The sequence below is a fragment of the Streptomyces sp. NPDC090442 genome (genome assembly GCF_044769405.1).
Classification (GTDB): domain Bacteria; phylum Actinomycetota; class Actinomycetes; order Streptomycetales; family Streptomycetaceae; genus Streptomyces.
Map to the genome: position 1 here is coordinate 1 of NZ_JBIVXW010000269.1, position 1,271 is coordinate 1,271.

Here is a 1,271-nt window from a genome sequence, read left to right on the forward strand (position 1 = left end):
GACTCGCTTCGCAACAAGTTGATCTATCAGGAGTCCCCTTGCCCTGTTCCCGCACCCCTTGACCTGCGCTTTCAAGCCTTAACGCAGCGGCGTTGAATCTCCTGTCTGCGGCCAACTCGCCTGCCCAGACAGGGATATCGCCCCCGTAGGCGGTGGACGCCGATTATGCTGAACTATCAAAAACTGGACTGCAGGTCCGTCACACTCTCCGCCCCCGCGGTCGACATAACCCGACGTGCGGCATAAGCCGACGACTACGTGGCGATGTGCCACAGTCGTGAGCAGGCCGAGCAGGTCAAGGCCAGTCTCACAGCATGGCTCGAGCCGAGAGGACTCCGCTTCAACGAGGACAAGACACGCATCGTCCACGTTGAGGACGGGTTCTCGTTCCTGGGCTTCGACATCCGCCGCCACGTCGATCGGCAGGGCAGCGGAAAGCTGCTCATCGCCTTCTACCGACTCCTCCACGCGCACTCCCGACGGCAGATCCTTGCCAGAAGAGCGGTGCACCAGCCATGACGCCGACGCGGAAACCTCGTCGTCCTCGGGGCTTGCTTGAGCCGTGGTGCCTGGAAAGCGGGCACGCCCGGTTCTGAGGGGGCGGGGACGCAGCAATGCGTCCCCGCTACCCGACGATTCAACATCCGCCGGTTCCGCGGCAAGCTGCTGACCAAGCCGAGCAACGCGGCCATGCGACGTATCCGGGAACGGCTCAGCACCGAGACCCGCGCCCTGCGAGGGGCCAACGCCGAAGTGCTGATCGTCAAGCTCAACCCGATCATCAGAGGCTGGGCTGCCTATTACCGGTGTCAACGGGGTGTCCAAGCGAGCGTTCCGCCTGCTGGACCACCACGTGTGGAGGCTCACCTGCAAGTGGGCCAAGCACTCCCACCCGAACAAGTCGAGGAACTGGGTGGTCACCCGGTACTTCGGCCAGTTCGACCGGTTCCGGCAGGACAAGTGGGTGTTCGGAGACCGCCCCAGCGGCCTCTTCCTACGAAGGTTCGCCTGGACCCCCATCGTCCGACACCGGATGGTGCCAGGAACGGCGTCGCCCAACGACCCCGCCCTGGCCGACTTCTGGACCACGCGGCATCGCCGCAGCAAACCCCTGCTGGACCCGGTCAACTGTCACCCTGCGGCTCTTCCGAGCGCAAGGCGGCCGCTATCCGCTATGCATCCAGGGTGTGATCTTTCTCAGGTTCTGGGATGGATGAGGTCGAGTGCGTGGTCGGGGTGCGACCGGTAGTGATCGATGGCGGCGGCCAGGC

The 1,271-nt window shown here is 64.4% G+C and carries 2 protein-coding genes and 1 pseudogene; all 3 read left to right on the forward strand.

The genetic code is table 11. The annotated features are described in order from the left end of the window. The first annotated feature begins 258 nt into the window (after positions 1–258). The 3 genes and pseudogenes from ACIQU6_RS44955 to ACIQU6_RS44965 all read left to right on the forward strand — a co-directional run bounded on the left by ACIQU6_RS44955 (position 259) and on the right by ACIQU6_RS44965 (position 1,249). On the forward strand, positions 259–519 hold the full coding sequence (locus ACIQU6_RS44955; RefSeq protein ID WP_403488552.1) for a hypothetical protein: 261 nt from the start codon (positions 259–261) through the stop codon (positions 517–519). 171 nt (positions 520–690) lie between these two features. Beyond that, positions 691–753: pseudogene (locus ACIQU6_RS44960) on the forward strand (hypothetical protein); the annotation flags it as partial. A 100-nt stretch (positions 754–853) separates the two neighbouring features. After that, complete coding sequence (locus ACIQU6_RS44965; RefSeq protein WP_403488554.1) at positions 854–1,249, forward strand: hypothetical protein; 396 nt, start codon at positions 854–856, stop codon at positions 1,247–1,249. The last annotated feature ends 22 nt before the right edge of the window (positions 1,250–1,271 follow it).